The organism is Proteiniborus sp. MB09-C3, assembly GCF_030263895.1.
Lineage (GTDB): Bacteria > Bacillota > Clostridia > Tissierellales > Proteiniboraceae > Proteiniborus.
In genome coordinates, this window is record NZ_CP127161.1 from 173,312 (window position 1) to 188,434 (window position 15,123).

18 protein-coding genes and 1 other annotated feature are annotated in these 15,123 nt (G+C 33.0%); of the genes, 8 read left to right on the forward strand and 10 right to left on the reverse strand.

The genetic code is table 11. The features are described 5' to 3' along the window. The first annotated feature begins 14 nt into the window (after positions 1-14). On the forward strand, positions 15-677 hold the full coding sequence (locus QO263_RS00810; protein ID WP_285625295.1) for a hypothetical protein: 663 nt from the start codon (positions 15-17) through the stop codon (positions 675-677). Positions 678-728: 51 nt separating this feature from the next. Here the strand turns inward: QO263_RS00810 and QO263_RS00815 are convergent, their stop codons facing one another. The 4 genes from QO263_RS00815 to QO263_RS00830 all read right to left on the reverse strand — a co-directional run bounded on the left by QO263_RS00815 (position 729) and on the right by QO263_RS00830 (position 3,506). After that, entirely contained in the window at positions 729-866 is a 138-nt protein-coding gene (locus QO263_RS00815; protein WP_285625297.1) for a hypothetical protein, read from the reverse strand. A gap of 32 nt (positions 867-898) precedes the next feature. Then, positions 899-1,477: a 5-formyltetrahydrofolate cyclo-ligase gene (locus QO263_RS00820; RefSeq protein WP_285625299.1), complete on the reverse strand. Its 579-nt coding sequence runs from the start codon at positions 1,475-1,477 to the stop codon at positions 899-901. 570 nt (positions 1,478-2,047) lie between these two features. Then, positions 2,048-2,965, reverse strand: coding sequence for a cation diffusion facilitator family transporter (locus QO263_RS00825; protein WP_285625301.1), 918 nt, complete (start codon positions 2,963-2,965; stop codon positions 2,048-2,050). Positions 2,966-3,110: 145 nt separating this feature from the next. After that, positions 3,111-3,506, reverse strand: coding sequence for a phage holin family protein (locus QO263_RS00830; RefSeq protein WP_285625304.1), 396 nt, complete (start codon positions 3,504-3,506; stop codon positions 3,111-3,113). A gap of 212 nt (positions 3,507-3,718) precedes the next feature. Here QO263_RS00830 and QO263_RS00835 point away from each other — a divergent pair, with 212 nt between their 5' ends. Continuing rightward, positions 3,719-3,904, forward strand: coding sequence for a DUF1858 domain-containing protein (locus QO263_RS00835; protein WP_285625306.1), 186 nt, complete (start codon positions 3,719-3,721; stop codon positions 3,902-3,904). A gap of 37 nt (positions 3,905-3,941) precedes the next feature. Here the strand turns inward: QO263_RS00835 and QO263_RS00840 are convergent, their stop codons facing one another. The 6 genes from QO263_RS00840 to QO263_RS00865 form a co-directional block, all read right to left on the reverse strand. Beyond that, a complete protein-coding gene (locus QO263_RS00840) occupies positions 3,942-4,166 on the reverse strand; it encodes a glutaredoxin family protein (RefSeq protein WP_502928681.1) in 225 nt (74 codons plus the stop codon). A 113-nt stretch (positions 4,167-4,279) separates the two neighbouring features. Beyond that, positions 4,280-4,645: an ArsR/SmtB family transcription factor gene (locus tag QO263_RS00845; RefSeq protein ID WP_502928682.1), complete on the reverse strand. Its 366-nt coding sequence runs from the start codon at positions 4,643-4,645 to the stop codon at positions 4,280-4,282. Positions 4,646-4,727: 82 nt separating this feature from the next. Then, the gene (locus tag QO263_RS00850) at positions 4,728-6,422 is read right to left on the reverse strand and encodes a hypothetical protein (RefSeq protein WP_285625313.1); all 1,695 of its coding nucleotides are present in this window, start codon (positions 6,420-6,422) and stop codon (positions 4,728-4,730) included. Between the two features lie 59 nt (positions 6,423-6,481). After that, positions 6,482-7,363 (reverse strand): 16S rRNA (adenine(1518)-N(6)/adenine(1519)-N(6))-dimethyltransferase RsmA, encoded by an 882-nt coding sequence (rsmA, locus tag QO263_RS00855; RefSeq protein WP_285625316.1) that lies wholly within the window; start codon positions 7,361-7,363, stop codon positions 6,482-6,484. Further along, positions 7,347-7,895: a ribonuclease M5 gene (gene rnmV, locus QO263_RS00860; protein WP_285625319.1), complete on the reverse strand. Its 549-nt coding sequence runs from the start codon at positions 7,893-7,895 to the stop codon at positions 7,347-7,349. The genes rsmA and rnmV overlap by 17 nt, the downstream gene beginning before the upstream one ends. 137 nt (positions 7,896-8,032) lie before the next feature. Next, the gene (locus QO263_RS00865; protein ID WP_285625321.1) at positions 8,033-9,064 is read right to left on the reverse strand and encodes a resuscitation-promoting factor; all 1,032 of its coding nucleotides are present in this window, start codon (positions 9,062-9,064) and stop codon (positions 8,033-8,035) included. Between the two features lie 494 nt (positions 9,065-9,558). On the opposite strand from QO263_RS00865, the gene QO263_RS00870 reads away from it, so the two are divergent. The 6 genes from QO263_RS00870 (at position 9,559) to QO263_RS00895 (ending at position 15,037) form a co-directional block, all read left to right on the forward strand. Beyond that, positions 9,559-10,122 (forward strand): hypothetical protein, encoded by a 564-nt coding sequence (locus QO263_RS00870; RefSeq protein WP_285625324.1) that lies wholly within the window; start codon positions 9,559-9,561, stop codon positions 10,120-10,122. Between the two features lie 247 nt (positions 10,123-10,369). Next, positions 10,370-10,945 (forward strand): nucleoside recognition domain-containing protein, encoded by a 576-nt coding sequence (locus QO263_RS00875; protein ID WP_285625327.1) that lies wholly within the window; start codon positions 10,370-10,372, stop codon positions 10,943-10,945. Between the two features lie 7 nt (positions 10,946-10,952). Further along, positions 10,953-11,486 (forward strand): spore maturation protein, encoded by a 534-nt coding sequence (locus QO263_RS00880; protein ID WP_352169146.1) that lies wholly within the window; start codon positions 10,953-10,955, stop codon positions 11,484-11,486. A gap of 125 nt (positions 11,487-11,611) precedes the next feature. After that, positions 11,612-11,857 (forward strand) — a binding site (T-box leader). Between the two features lie 110 nt (positions 11,858-11,967). After that, positions 11,968-13,935: a methionine--tRNA ligase gene (gene metG / locus QO263_RS00885; protein ID WP_285629157.1), complete on the forward strand. Its 1,968-nt coding sequence runs from the start codon at positions 11,968-11,970 to the stop codon at positions 13,933-13,935. A 12-nt stretch (positions 13,936-13,947) separates the two neighbouring features. Beyond that, entirely contained in the window at positions 13,948-14,715 is a 768-nt protein-coding gene (locus tag QO263_RS00890) for a TatD family hydrolase (RefSeq protein WP_285625330.1), read from the forward strand. 82 nt (positions 14,716-14,797) lie between these two features. Beyond that, positions 14,798-15,037, forward strand: coding sequence for an AbrB/MazE/SpoVT family DNA-binding domain-containing protein (locus QO263_RS00895; protein ID WP_285625332.1), 240 nt, complete (start codon positions 14,798-14,800; stop codon positions 15,035-15,037). The last annotated feature ends 86 nt before the right edge of the window (positions 15,038-15,123 follow it).

Sequence of the window (15,123 nt, forward strand, 5' to 3'; positions counted from 1 at the left end):
GGAGGATTTTTCAAATGAGTAGATTTTTAGCTCCAATTCATTTTTGGTTATTTGATAAAATTAAATACCATGAAAACCTTGAAAAAAATATAATAAAAGGATTTAAAGAAAGCTTTGGAGAAGAAGTAAATGATATAGAAGATGCTAATATTAAGAAATATGGCGAAAGAATCTCTGATAAACCTTTGGACGAATTAATTGATATTAATAATATCCACGGTTGGCTTCAAGAGAAAATTAAAACTGTGGAAACCAGACAGGCTGCCATATTAGCAGATTTATTTGCAAAATACAAGGATCATGGAATTCTTCTTGCTAAAAATATATACAAACAAGATGGGATAGCTTTAGGTAAGGATGCAAAGTCAAAATATGATACTTCAACTCCTAAGGATATATATGATGCATTAAATAACTATATTCTAAATGGAATGCCATGTGATAATGTGAATTCAATTAGAGTATCTGAAGACGACTATCTGGAGTATAGCCAATCCAAATGCCTGCATAAAGGATATTGGAATGAGGCTGGTGCAGATCCCCGGGTAATGTATGATTTAAGAACTACATGGACTGGAAGCTTTGTAAATACTGCCAATCCTGATTTTAAATATCAGGTTAACACTGAAAATTTAGGACAGGAAGAGGGCTTTCTTCATAAAATATTTAAGAAATAATGCAGCAAAGACCATAGATATGTCAAATCTATGGTCTTCGTTATTTTTTGCTTATATACTGCAAGGACTGTATCCACAATTAGGGCACACAAAGCAGCCGCCTTCTGGCTTCATTATGCAGCCACATTCTTCACATACGTTTTTTTGTACCTTCTTTTCCTCATTATTTTTGTTGCATTGATTCTCCATACTAATTTTCCCTCCAATAGGCCTATTACACCTTATCTCACTACTATTCTCTTATCTGTTACAATATAATCCACTGGTACATCATGTTCTTCTGATGGTATTAAATCCATCAATTGAAAATCGTATGCTAATCCTATAGTGGGTATTGTAAAATTTAGTTTTTTAAGAAATCTGTCGTAGTAACCTCCACCATAGCTTACTCTGTAGCATCTTCTGTCAAATGCAAGACTTGGAAGTATTATTAAATCAATTTCTTCTGTACCTACAGGCTTTACAAGCTCTTTTTTAGGCTCTAGATATCCAAAGCTACTTCTAACTAAATCCTTATCCATATCTCTTATTTCCGTAGGTACTAGTCTTCTTCCCTCATTTATACAAAAAGGGACAATTATCCTCTTACCCTGCTCTCTGCAAAATTCAATTAGCTTAAAGGTATCAACTTCATTGCCGAAGCTTAAATAGAGCATTATATTTCGGCTATTTTTGAATATTGGCAGCTTAATTAGAGTTGAAATAATTTTTTTGCTCAAGGAATCTACTTGCTCTTTCGTAAGCTTATTCCTTAAGCTAATCATTTCCTTTCGTATATCTTCTTTCCTAAAATTATTCATGCTTATCCTCCTAAAAATGCTAGTTAATATATATCCATAATTTTGTCCTTTAATCAAAATCTTTATAGTCAATTTTAGGAAGAAATCGGGTTAGGTCATAAAAAAGAGTAAAGCTTTATGGGCTTTACTCTTTATATTGCTTAACTACAGGATGAGCCACCTCTATTTGGCACTATGTGGAATCCCCTTCTCAGCCAATCATTTGTATAATCTACATTAAATGTTCCGTAGGTATTTATTAAATCCTTATCCACTAAATAGCTATATTCACCAATTTTAGTTACTTCATCATTTTCTTTTTGCCCATCCAGAGCGATTCCAAAGGATGGACCACCTCAACCAACACCTGCTATATATATTCTTACAGATTTATCATTTGAACCTTTTTTATCTAATATTCTTTTTAATTCTTCTTGAGCTTTTTCTGTTACATTTACATTCATCATTAACCCTCCCAATATTCTATTATTTTTAACATACCCCATTGGGGTATGTTAAAACAAATTTTACTACATATTTAGTTTTGGGTCAATGATTTTTATTTATTCCTGTTTTTATTTGCTTATACTTCTATTTATTCTTAATCTCTGTACAATTCTCTACACAAGGGTTTACATGAACTAAAACTTTTTTTACATTATCTAAATTATCATATATAACTTTTTCAACATCTTCAGCTATATCATGGCCCTCTAATACAGAGATATTAGGATCTACACAAACCTCTACATCTATAAACACTTTAGAGCCGTGTCTTCTAGCTTTCAGATCATTTATTTCTTCTATTTTGGTTTCGCTTAAAATAACATTTGATATTTGAGTTAGCTCCTCTTCCTCTATAGATGAGTCCATAAGCTCGTTATAGCCTTTCAAAAACAAATCGATTCCAACCTTTACAACTATAACTGAAACTATAAATCCTGCTAGTGGATCCAAAATTTTATACCCCAATCTTGCTCCCCCTATGCCTATAAGTGTTCCCACAGAAGATAGTGCATCAGATCTATGATGCCAAGCATCTGCCATTAAAGCACTGCTGTTTATTCTTCTCCCCTGATTCATGGTTATTCTATATTGAAATTCCTTAACGACTATCGATGCTAAGGCTGCCCACAGTGCTAACATACCTGGAACCTTAGTAGTTCCAGAAATCATAAGCTCTATTGAGGAATATCCAATTTTTATACCTACACTAATGAGCATTAGAGATAAAACAAATCCAGCAATGGACTCAGCTTTTTCATGCCCATATTGATGCTTCGAATCTTCAGGCTTATTTGAAATTATGAAGCCTACAATAATACCTAATGAGCTAGCCACATCTGAAACAGTATGAACTCCATCTGCAATCATTGCAGTTGAACTTGAAATTATACCTATACCAATCTTTGCTATGGAAAGAATTATATTTAGTATAATTGTAAGCCAAGTTATTCTACTTGCAATTCTAAATCTTTCGTTATCATCTACTGCCTTAATACTGCTCAATATTGACACCCCTTTTTTCAATTGAAATATTGTAATATTATTATATTACAATATCAATATAAATGTAACCCTGTATTTCACAAAGATACAGGGTTACATTTGTTATTAACTATTGTTTTCAATTGATAACGAGTTATGTTTACATTTAGATTGAAGCTCTGCTTGGTATTATCATATCGATTATTCCTATTACTATTGCACCAATAATTGCTCCCAGCCAAGTTACATGGAAACCTGGTACAATAAGTCTTGTTACATATAGAATAACTACTGTGATTAAGAACCCTTTGATTCCTTTACCAAATGCAGAAGCATCCATTCCTGTGAATCTCTCTACTAAGTAGTCTAGAATTCCTATAACAATACTTGCAATAAGTAGGCTCCACAAGCCATCAACACTAAAGCCTGGTGTGAAAAATGCGGTTAATCCTACGACTATAGCTGTTATTATTACTCTAACTATCATTTCGGTAATACTAAAATCTTTGTTGTCTCGCGTTCTTTCATTATTTCTGTCATTGTTCCTTTCATCATCTGGCATTTACATCCCTCCTCATAAGTATTTTGGCTAATTTATTATTTTTTATTCATTTTTTATTGATTTTTTATTTACATATTGTCATTTTTTCTTAATTGATATATTATAATTTGTATTAGTAGTGGTATAATAATTGTAAAATGTGATTAAAATCACATAAAACATTTTATTCTATGTTATTATTAGATTAAATAGAATTAAGGAGGAAATTTAAAATGGCTATAACTAAAGATATGCTTATTGGTGAAATATTGAAAGAAAAACCAGAATCTGTGGAAGCTCTTTTAAGATTTGGAATGGGATGTATAGGATGTCCTTCTTCTCAAATGGAATCATTAGAGCAAGCTGCTATGGTACATGGAATTGATTTAGAAAAACTTCTTGCAGAATTAAATAAATAACCTTGGCTTACGCCAAGGTTTTTTATTATATATTATATTATAGAAGCTCTTCTAGTTTTGCCTTATCGAATCCTACTATATCTTGTCCGTCTACTACTATTACAGGCACTGCTCTAATGCCTTTTTGCATTAGCTCTTTTCTTGCATTAGGATCTGTTTGGACGTTCTTCTCAGTATAACTTACACCTTTCTCCGAAAGATATTGCTTTGCTGTTACGCAATGTGGTCATGTATTGCTTGTGTAAACTGTTACATTAGCCATTAAAATACGCCTCCTTTGTATAGAAATCATCTATTGTATTAGTTCTCATTATAGATTATTTCTATACTGCCCCAAAAAAACCTTTTTTAATCGCAAGAAAATTTAATTATTTTTTATTCATGAGATATGTGTTCCATACCTTGATTGAATAATTGGAGCACATGATCATCATCTAATGAATATATTGCCTGCTTGCCTTCTTTTCTAAATTTTACAAGTCTTAATCCTCGGAGTACTCTTAGCTGGTGAGATATGGCTGATTGACTCATGTTTAATAAATCTGCTATATCGCAAACACATAGCTGATGTTTTGAAAGCACATAAATAATTTTAAGCCTTGTAGGATCACCTAGTGCCTTAAAAACCTCTGATAAGCTTATTATTGTTTCATCTGGAAGAATGTCTTTTTTTATCTTCTCTACAGTATCTCTATTTATTTCAGTTACATCACATATTCCGTCTTGCTCCATGTAGACCATCCCCCTTTTTGCTCTTTTACTAAATTATAGCATATATAAAGTGTTTCCTTAAATAAAAAAAATAACCTCTAGAAAATAGAGGTTATTTTGTAGGTATTGTAGGATTTACTGGATTTATTATCTTTCCACTTAATGCATCTATATATATGAGCCAATAGCCTAGGTCTTCTTCTGAGTTTTTGTCTTTAAGCCATGTATTAAAGCCTGTTGCCCCATTATATGGATGATCTGCTATGGTAAATTTTCCTGGTACTCCATAGACATAGTATTTTATTTCCTCCTGCTTTGCTACTGTACCAAAAATATAGTGACCATATTTTTCTACCATGCTTTGACAAGTGGTTGTTCTTGAAGTTAATGGATATGGATAATATACATTAACTAGATAATTATAGAACGGAAGAAAACCTCTATCAATGTCTTCATTGTTATGCTCTATCCTCCACCAAGTACAATCCCTTAGATTTTCTCTAAAAGGCTCTACCTTGTTAAAGAACTTTAAAATGTCCATTGTATAATTTGCTACTTGCATGCTATAGTTTCTAGCAGTATCCATGTATTCATCTATCTTGTATATTTTGCTGCCATAAGTATTATCAATGTAATCTCCATAATTATAGGTAACTTGGTGATTTTGCATGAAGTCTTGCATTCCTTCTCTAGCCTCTAAGTCTATCCAATCAGCTTCTGCGCTGTTAATCTGTTCCTGTATTTCTTCTTGTGCTTCTTCTTGGATTTCATGTATCTCTTCTTCAAGTATTTCCAGTTCTTCTTGCATTATTTCTGTCTCGCATTCTTCCAGAGACTGTTGAACTTCTTGGATTTCCTGCGTTGCTTCTATCTCATCTGTCTCCTGTATTTCTTGAGCTTCCTGAACTTCTTGCACCTTTTGAATTTCTTGAATCTCTTGATAATCCTGCTCTTTTTGTTCCATATCCATATTCTGAAGATCAAGTTCATCAAACCTGAAGCCTAATGGAATTATGTCCTCGAAGGATAAATCTTCTACTCTTGGCTCTTCTGGTTTAAATTCATTTGAATCTAAATCTTGTGTCACCATATATTCTTGCAGCTCTTCCTGTTTTTCTTCTTGGATGTCCTCTGTTTTTTCTTCCCCTATACTATCCTCTTCTATATTTTCTTCTTTAATAGCTTCTTCTACTGAAGCTATATATGTATCTTCTTGTATTTGTTCTGGCTCTATTTCAACCTGTTGTAAATACTCTTCAGGATTTATTTCTTCCAAGATTTCTTCATTATGAATCTTCGATTCTTCTGAATGAACTTCCTCTATGCTTTGTTTTTGTATTTCTTGTTTTTTAAAAGACTCTTTTTCACATTGCTTTTTCATCAGCTTAACGAGGCTGCCATCCTTTTTATAAATATAGCCTGACAATGGAACAATCATTTCTTTATTTTCGTTTGCCATGTCTATTTCTTTTACAAGTACATTATTGAACTTCTCTATGGAAAGACTTGTACCTCCTACTGATGCTGGGTCAAACTTCCATTCTATACTTCCTTTTCCTCTATCGTTTAGCACTATAACACCTAAGTCAACATCTACATAATTTTTATTGCTTTCTCCTACTAAGCAAGCCTTATACAGCTTTCCTTCGTCTGGACTAATCTTAAGATTATCAACATTAATAGTGAGTTTTCCTCTACCGTCTCTTACTTCAATATTCATATGGCCCTTTGGAGTTAGCCCTTGTACTTTCTTATAATAATCAGGCTGCTCCTCTAATATCACGAATTTCCTCATAAACGCGCTCAAATTACTCCCTCCTTTATACATCTTGTTATTAATATATGTATAAAAAGGGAAATAGTGAACTAATAGTTGTTTATCATCATATATATTTCATCTGCTATTCCTGCAAATTCTGTACTATCAAGGGTTTCTCCTCTTCTTACTGGGTCTATGCTACATTTTTCTAATATTATTTCTATCTCTTCTTTTTTTAGGCCTATACCGCTAGTGAGTGCATTTAAGAGTGTTTTTCTTCTCTTTCCAAAGGCAGCTTTTACAACATTGAAAAACAGTTTTTCATCTTTAACCTTTATGACAGGTTCATTATACACATCCAGCATTATTACTGCTGAGTCTACATTTGGTCTTGGCATAAATACATTTTTAGGAACATCTACTATTATTTCAGGCTTTGAATAGTATTGTACTGCGATAGATAAAGCTCCATAATCCTTGTTACCGGGTACAGCTTTCATTCTATGTGCAACTTCTTTTTGCACCATTACTACAATCTTATCTATATTAAGATTCTCTTCTAGAAGCTTCATTATTATAGGCGTAGTTATATAGTATGGAAGATTTGCCACTACCTTTACTGTTCTGTCTTCCAGCTTTTCTTTTATTAGCTGATTTAAGTCCACCTTTAGCACGTCTCCGTGTATGACTTCTACATTGTCATAGCTCCCTAATGTTTCTTCTAGAATTTGAAGCAGATTGTTGTCTAATTCTATGGCGACTACTTTTCCAGCACTTTCACATAATTTTTGTGTGAGAGTACCTATTCCTGGACCGACTTCAATTATTCCATCACTTTCCTTAATATTTGCACCTTCTATTATCCTATCTATTATATTGCCATCAATTAGAAAGTTCTGTCCTAGGCTTTTAGAAAACCTAAATCCATGCTTTTCAATAATTTTCTTTACTACAGCAGGTGAGTAAAGCCTTCTATTCTCTGGTTTCATTGTATAACCTCCTGATGCTTTCTTCAAACTCTTCTCTGGTTATCCCATAATTATTCAGCCTTTTTAGAAACTGTTTTGAGTTACAATATCCTATGCCTAACATTCTCCCTACTATATCTCTTTTTATACTTGAATCTGTACTTCCTATGAGTCCGCTTTCTAGCAAATCTTCTTTTGTAAACTCAATTGTTGGCTCTGATGATTCTACTCTTGCCTTAGATAAGGCTTCTATTATATCCTCAGGCTTTGCATTTTCTATTCCTATATCTCCATCCTTCGTAGCCTTATCCTTTGGCAAAAATGCATGCTTTGCATTTTTTACTTTTTTAGATATAATATTTCTGATTTTTTCTCCTGCAAAATCAGGATCCGTAAATATTATGACTCCTCTTCTTTCTGCCGCTTTTTGTATTCTCTTTATTGTTTCTTCTGTAATTCCAAAGCCGCCTGTGGCTATTAATTCTGCATCTACTGCTTTTTTTACTGCTGATATGTCATCTCGTCCTTCTACTACTATTATTTCTTTTATCATTTTGTTCTCCTCGCAATCTTAATGAAAAGTACTCTCTATATTATAACTTTTATTTATAAATAATTAAATATTCATTTATTTATGATAAAAGCCTTCAGGAAATCGGTTATGTAACAAAAATAGAGCAGTTACCTGCTCTATTTACCAATTATATAAACTTTTACTTTTCTCCTCCCAAATGCTTTTACGTCTTTAGCATCTTCTATGAAGAGATCTATTTTGTTTCCTTTTATTGCTCCTCCTGTATCTTCTGCTATTGCATAGCCATAGTCTGGAGTGCCATCTAGTGATTCTACATAAAGCTTAGTTCCCAAGGGAATAACCTTTGGATCTACTGCAACTACACCTGGTCTTGCCTTTGTCCCTGATGCAGTAATTCCATACCATTTGTCCCCGGGTTTTTTACCTGTGCTTTCATATGATAAGTCATAAGCTGTAGCCACCATCTCTATTTCTCTTTTACCTGCAAAAGTACCCCTTGATGCAATTGTATATTCCTTTTCCTTTGTGCCTTTTTCCACAATTTCATCAATTGGCTTTTCTAAAGTTTTTTCTTTAATTATTTCTGTAGTCAAAAGTTTTCCATTTTCATATACTTTTTTAATCTTTATTTCTTTAATTCCTTCTTTTCCACCTTGTACAGTTACTAGTTTTCCTTTATCTAAATTAATATTGTCTTTTATTATTGTTTTATATGCTACTGTCTCATTTATAGTTTCTATTTTTTCATCTATTTTTACAATATTTATTTCTGTACCTGATTTAACTTTTTCATCGAGTGAAGGTGATATTATATCCTGGTAATAATCCAGCTTCAGTGAGTCTAATAACCCCTTTACAGTTTCTTCAGTGGTATTGACATCAATAATATTACCTCCATAATTTATGACTACTGGCACAGCCTTTTTAATTTCAATTCTTATGTTATCTTTTAAGGGACTATCTACAGGTATATTTATATCATCGGATTCTCCTAATGATATATTTTTTTCTTTAAGCACTTCTGATACAGTTTTTTTACTAGTATTCACGGACATTTCCTTCCCATCAACTACAATATCGACCTTTTTCATTACAACATCGTATATTGCAAGGGAGAATACAGTAATTCCAGTAAGGATAAGGGCTGTAATAACTAGAAGCCTATACCCCCTGTTTTTCTGTTCCATTTTGAAACCTCCTAGATTTAATATAATATAATATGTTTCGTGCAGGTCTATATATACTTTTTTATTTCCTGCAATTTGGAAAACCATTTTTTCATTCTATTTTAAAATAACTAATTTGTCAAATTTATAAAGTAATTTACATAATAATTAACAATTTCCTCATGATAATAGTTTGATTTTGCACTAAATTGAAAATATTGTTTGTCCTTATGGTCTTAGCTACTAGTCTTGACTATTTTTTCAAATTTATACCTTTATTTTTAAGTATCCTGCCCTAGCCCCATGATTAGCATTATATATATCAATTCTTATATAAACCTGATATTTAGCTGTTTCATAAGGTAAATCAACTCTTTTAGATTTATTCACGAACAAAAAAGTAACGGTTAAAAATATAGTTCATATAATGGTAGTAGTCAATTAATAATATTATCCAATTTTATCTTAATAAAAGGAGTTGAGCTAATTTGCTAAGAAGGCCTAGGGAGCGCTGTATGCCTCCAAAAAAACCTGAAGAAGTTGCACCAAAGCCAGTATGTCCAGAAAAGCCTAAGTACCCAACTTATCCAACATATCCGAGCTTTCCATCTGTAGGACATTGCCCAATGATGAATCCTATGATGATGCGATGCATGATGATGTGCATGTCAAATATGGGCAGACATATGTTTGGGGAAGAAGAAAGTTACATGGAGCCAATGCATCCGATTTTTCCAGTATTACCTAATAATCCAATGTATCCTAATAATCCTGTTAGTCCTATTCAACCTAACAATCCAATGTACCCTAATAATCCTATTAGTCCTATTCAACCTAATAACCCAATGTACCCTAGTAATCCTATTAGTCCTATTCAACCTAATAACCCAATGTACCCTAGTAATCCTGTTAGCCCTATTCAACCTAATAACCCAATGTACCCTAATAATCCTATTAGCCCTATTCAACCTAATAACCCAATGTATCCTAACAATCTTATGTACCCAGCATCAATGGACTCAATGTATCCGATCATGCCAATGATGGATGATGAGATATACATGGATGAAGAGCTATAATTAAGGCTATGCTAATTAGAGAACATACGAAATAAGACTAAGTGCTTTTTGTACTTAGTCTTATTTTTTGCATTTTATTATAATTTCCCGGGAAATGCGACAAAAAGGTATAAAGTTAGAGATATTAGCACTTTAGCTAATTTTGTAATCCCAAGGTGTTTATATGCATATAATCTAAATATAATATTACCTCCATTAAGTCTACAGATAAAAATAAAAAGCGTGAAAAGAAAAAGGAGACTTTATAATGATAAACTATATTTGGTTTTTTTTGATAGCCATAGGTGTTGTAACTGCAATCGCCACAGGTAATATTGACTCTATAAATACTGCTATTGTAGCGGATGCATCCGAGGCTGTCATGTTTGCCATAGGTCTCACTGGTATAATGGCTGTTTGGCTAGGACTGATGAATATTGCAGAAAAATCTGGATTGATAAAAACTTTTAGTAAATTGTTAACTCCTATTACAAACATTTTATTTCCTGATATCCCCAAAGGCCATCCTGCTATGAGCGCTATAATAATGAATATGGTAACAAATATGTTTGGTGCTGGAAACTCTGCTACTGCAATAGGACTCAAAGCCATGGAGGAAATGAATAGTCTGAACAAAGATAAAAAAAGAGCCACAAATGCCATGTGCATGTTTTTAGTAATCAATATGTCCTCAATACAAATTGTCCCTCTTACAGTTATAAAAATCAGAACAGATGCAGGCTCATTGAATCCAACAGAAATAATAGGTACCTCTCTTATTGCATCTACAATTTCTACTATTGTAGGGATTTTAAGTGTCAAAATATTAGAGAAAAAGGAATGAGTTACTTATGATAGAGATTTTAAAAATATTGTCTGTTGCAGTTATTCCTGCCATAATGAGTATAATATTGTTACATGGATACATAAAGGGAGTTAGTTTATATGATACCTTTGTAGATGGTGCTAAGGAAGGCTTTGCGGCCTCTTTAAGAATAATGCCCTATCTAATAGCCATTTTTATAGCCATAGGAATATTTAAAAGATCTGGTGCCATGAATATTTTAGTAAACATTGTAGACCCCTTTGTTAAAATAATTGGAATACCAAAGGAGGTAATGCCTCTTGCCCTTATGAGACCAATTTCTGGAAGTGGCTCCTTAGCTGTTGTAAAAGAGATAATAACTGAATACGGACCTGATTCGTTCATAGGGAGAGTTGCATCTACTATGATGGGCTCTGCCGAAACCATATTCTATACTATGGCTGTATATTTTGGAATTGTGGGCATAAAAGATTCTAGACATACATTACCTGCAGCACTGCTATCGCATGTAGCCTCTATAATTGCATCTGTTTTTATATGCAATATTGTGTTCAAATAATAGAAATATACGTTCACGGTTTCGGATGCAAATGCTCGCTTAATATTTCTATTATTTTTCTTGAATGGTGACTTGACAAATTTAAGCATTTTGTGTATAGTTTTTGGTAATATAAGAAATATTATTAAAAAGCAATGAAGGGAAGAGTAGGCTCGTGTGTCTATCTACTAGAGAGCTAGGTTAGGTGAAAGCTAGCGTTAGATATTAGGCTGAACATGGACCCTAAGCTATGTAGCTGAACATTTGAGTAGGCTATGTCGGATTTGTTTCCGTTATACTAACAAGGTTATGTAAGTAACTTACTGAGTTCTAAGTCGTGAGGCTTAGATAAACTAGAGTGGTAACACGAGGAATATGCCTTCGTCTCTATATAAATAGAGATGGGGCTTTTTTTATTGAATTGTAAAGTTAATGTTATGTTAATACTAAGTTCTATATGAGTATTAATTGCTCTATTTAATGATTAATGATGGGAGGTTTTATCATGAAAAAAACATTTTATGTGACTACGCCTATTTATTATCCAAGTGATAATCTTCATATAGGTCATACCTATTGTACTGTTGCTGCAGATACAATTGCAAGATTTAAGAGGCTCCTTGGATATGATGTAAAGTTCCTTACTGGAACTGATGAGCATGGTCAAAAAATTCAAACAGTAGCTAATGAAAAAGGAGTTAGTCCAAAGGAATATTTAGATGGCATAGTGAAAAACATTAAGGAACTATGGAAAACCCTAGATATTACCTATGATAGGCTCATAAGAACTACTGATGAAGATCACAAAGAAATAGTACAAAAAATATTTCAAAAGCTTTATGAAAAAGGTGACATTTACAAAAGTGAGTATGAAGGTCATTATTGTACTCCATGTGAATCCTTTTGGACAGAAAGCCAGCTTGTAGATGGAAAATGTCCAGACTGCAATAGGGAAGTAAAGCTTGCAAAGGAAGAAGCTTATTTCTTCAGATTATCTAAATATCAGGATAGACTTTTAAAGCTTTATGAAGAAAATCCAGATTTTCTACAGCCTGAATCCAGAAGAAATGAAATGTTAAATAATTTCTTAAGGCCTGGTCTAGAGGATTTATGTGTTTCAAGGTCTACATTTGACTGGGGAATTAAGGTTCCCTTTGACGAAAAGCATGTAATATACGTATGGATAGATGCACTAAGTAACTATATTACAGCTTTAGGCTATCTTACAGATAATGATGAAGAATTTAAAAAATACTGGCCAGCAGATATTCACCTTGTAGGTAAGGAAATTGTCAGATTCCACGCAATAATATGGCCTGCTATTTTAATGGCTCTAGACATTGAACTGCCTAAGAAGGTATTCGGACATGGCTGGATACTATTTGATAATGATAAAATGTCAAAATCAAAAGGAAATGTAATTTATCCTGAGCCACTAATTGATTTATACGGAGTAGATGCATTAAAATATTTCTTGTTAAGAGAATTTTCATTTGGTCAAGATGGCTCATTTACAAAAGAGAAATTTTTAAATAGAATTAATTCTGATTTGGCTAACGATTTAGGAAATCTAGTTAGCAGAACAATAGCAATGGTGGATAAATACAATGGTGGAATAATTCCTGAAAGTAAAGTTAAAGAAGACGTTGATAATAGTCTAATAGATTTGGCAACTTCTACAGCTCAAAGGGTAGAGAAGCATATGGATAATCTAAGCTTTGGAAATGCTTTAGAAGAAGTATGGAAGCTGATAAGCAGAGCAAACAAGTATGTAGATGAAACTACTCCTTGGGTATTGGCTAAGGAAGATGAGAAAAAGGGTAGACTGGATACTGTTTTATATAATCTAGCAGAAGCCCTTAGAATAGTATCTGTACTAATAAGACCTTTTATGGAAAAAACATCAGATAGCATTTGGAGACAGTTAGGAATTGATCATGGTCAGGGAACATCCTGGAATGATATTTCAGAATGGGGTAAGCTTCCTACAGGTATTAAGGTCAGAAAAGAAAGTCCTATGTTCCCAAGACTTGATGTAAAACAAGAGCTTGAAAAAATTAACAATGCTAATGACCTTTTCATTGCAAAAAGATATGGTAAAATAGATAATGATGGCAAAAATACTGATGAGCAAAAAGATGATAACAGCTATATTACCATAGATGATTTAGATAAGGTTGATTTAAGAATAGCTAAGATATTAGAAGCTGAAAAGCATCCAGATGCAAATAAGCTATTAGTCCTTCAGCTTGAGGTTGGAGATGAAAAAAGACAGGTAGTATCAGGAATTGCTAAGTATTATAGTCCTGAGGAGCTAATAGGTAAAAATGTGGTTTTAGTTTACAATCTTAAGCCAATTAAGCTTAGAGGAGTAGAATCTCACGGAATGATATTAGCTGCTGACAAAAGTAAAAATCTTACACTGGTTACTGCAATGGATGACATTGGAAGTGGAGCAAAGGTTAAGTAAGGAGGATTAAAAATGCTAATTGATAGTCATGCACATTTAGATGATGAAAGATTTGATAAGGATAGAGATGAAGTAATTAAGGATCTGAGCAATCAGGGCGTTGAGCTTGTGATAAATCCTGGGTCAGATGTTGCATCATCTGTAAAGGCAGTATCTTTGGCAAATAAGTATAAAAATATATATGCAGCTGTAGGTGTGCATCCTCATGATGCAAAAACCGTGGATGATACAACCTTACAGCTGCTGTCCTCTCTTGCTAATAATGAAAAGGTAGTAGCCATTGGGGAGATAGGCTTAGATTATCATTATGATAATTCACCTAGAGATATTCAAAGAAAATGGTTTGTAGAGCAAATAAGGCTTGCTAAAAAGCTTCAGCTTCCCATAATAATACATGAAAGAGAAGCCAGCCAAGATATGTATAATATTTTGAAACAAGAGGCTGATAATAGCCTTACTGGTGTACTTCACTGTTATTCCGGAAGCCTTGAAATGGCAAGGGAATATTTGAAGATGGGATTTTATATATCCTTTGCCGGGCCAGTAACCTTTAAGAATTCACGTGTTTCAAAAGAAGTTGCTCAAAATATACCATTGGATAGAATGTTAATAGAAACTGATTCTCCATACTTGGCTCCTGAACCAAAAAGAGGAAAAAGGAATGAGCCCCTAAATGTAAGATATGTAGCTGCTATGATTGCAGAGCTTAGAGGCGTTTCTTTTGATGAAATAGCCATTGCGACAAGTGAAAATGTTAAGAAATTATTTTTTATTAAATAAGTTGACTTTAAATGGAATATATGGTACAATTTTAGCTGTAATAAAAAGTCGATTTTTGACACATAGTAAAGGAGGTTGTAAAATGAAGTCAACAGGAATTGTAAGAAAAGTAGACGAGCTTGGCAGAGTAGTTATTCCAATAGAATTGAGAAGAACTCTTGACATAGCTGAAAGAGACTCTCTTGAAATTTATGTAGATGGAGAGCAAATCATTCTAAAAAAATATGCTCCAGCTTGTATATTCTGTGGACAAGCTAAGGACATTACGATTTTTAAAGGCAAAAATATTTGCCCTGAATGTCTAGAAGAACTAAGTAAATAGATTACATATTTACTTATCAAAAGGAATTCTGTATTTATAGAATTTCATATTAGTAAAAAACCCCTTGAATCAAAAGCAACATTTTA

Bases quoted from the DNA above. Each gene is read 5' to 3' on its own strand.
- QO263_RS00810 (WP_285625295.1), top strand. From the start codon at position 15: ATGAGTAGATTTTTAGCTCCAATTCATTTTTGGTTATTTGATAAAATT.
- QO263_RS00815 (WP_285625297.1), bottom strand. From the start codon at position 866: ATGGAGAATCAATGCAACAAAAATAATGAGGAAAAGAAGGTACAAAAA.
- QO263_RS00820 (WP_285625299.1), bottom strand. From the start codon at position 1,477: ATGAATAATTTTAGGAAAGAAGATATACGAAAGGAAATGATTAGCTTA.
- QO263_RS00830 (WP_285625304.1), bottom strand. From the start codon at position 3,506: ATGCCAGATGATGAAAGGAACAATGACAGAAATAATGAAAGAACGCGA.
- QO263_RS00835 (WP_285625306.1), top strand. From the start codon at position 3,719: ATGGCTATAACTAAAGATATGCTTATTGGTGAAATATTGAAAGAAAAA.
- QO263_RS00845 (WP_502928682.1), bottom strand. From the start codon at position 4,645: ATGGTCTACATGGAGCAAGACGGAATATGTGATGTAACTGAAATAAAT.
- rsmA (WP_285625316.1), bottom strand. From the start codon at position 7,363: ATGAAACCAGAGAATAGAAGGCTTTACTCACCTGCTGTAGTAAAGAAA.
- rnmV (WP_285625319.1), bottom strand. From the start codon at position 7,895: ATGATAAAAGAAATAATAGTAGTAGAAGGACGAGATGACATATCAGCA.
- QO263_RS00865 (WP_285625321.1), bottom strand. From the start codon at position 9,064: ATGGAACAGAAAAACAGGGGGTATAGGCTTCTAGTTATTACAGCCCTT.
- QO263_RS00870 (WP_285625324.1), top strand. From the start codon at position 9,559: ATGCCTCCAAAAAAACCTGAAGAAGTTGCACCAAAGCCAGTATGTCCA.
- QO263_RS00875 (WP_285625327.1), top strand. From the start codon at position 10,370: ATGATAAACTATATTTGGTTTTTTTTGATAGCCATAGGTGTTGTAACT.
- QO263_RS00880 (WP_352169146.1), top strand. From the start codon at position 10,953: ATGATAGAGATTTTAAAAATATTGTCTGTTGCAGTTATTCCTGCCATA.
- QO263_RS00890 (WP_285625330.1), top strand. From the start codon at position 13,948: ATGCTAATTGATAGTCATGCACATTTAGATGATGAAAGATTTGATAAG.
- QO263_RS00895 (WP_285625332.1), top strand. From the start codon at position 14,798: ATGAAGTCAACAGGAATTGTAAGAAAAGTAGACGAGCTTGGCAGAGTA.